Origin of the sequence: Paraburkholderia sp. A1RI_3L (genome assembly GCF_048957895.1) — a bacterium.
GTDB lineage: Bacteria > Pseudomonadota > Gammaproteobacteria > Burkholderiales > Burkholderiaceae > Paraburkholderia > Paraburkholderia kururiensis.
In genome coordinates, this window is the sequence record NZ_JARCHA010000088.1 from 1 (window position 1) to 371 (window position 371).

Consider the following 371-nt stretch of genomic DNA (forward strand, 5'->3'; position numbering starts at 1 on the left):
TCCTTCAATTCCTTGCAGATGCGCTCTATTTCCAGGTTGGCCATCTTCCGTATGCGGCGGCTACGGTGACGGAACACGTACTGGTCGAGGTCGAACACCGTAATGTCGAACCACGGCGACAGCTGCCGCACGATGGCACGCGCGTAGCTGGCAATGCCACACAGTTCGTCGTACGTACTGATCACAGCGAGTTTTGGCCTGTCGCCTTTCACCCTTATTCCCCCGGTTGAATTGTCGTGCCGGCGCCGTCACCGGCTGCCGTGCCGCTCGCAGGCTGGCCGCAATATCGCGCCCATGCCTCGTCCACGGAATCGCAGACGGTCAGCTTTCCCGCGTTCAGCACGGCCGCGAGCGTGCAGTGCTGGCGAATG

1 pseudogene is annotated in these 371 nt (G+C 61.5%); it reads right to left on the minus strand.

What is annotated here, in order from left to right:
• Window positions 1–185 (minus strand): annotated as a pseudogene (locus PXJ20_RS33025) (hypothetical protein); the annotation flags it as partial.
• Window positions 186–371 lie beyond the last annotated feature (186 nt).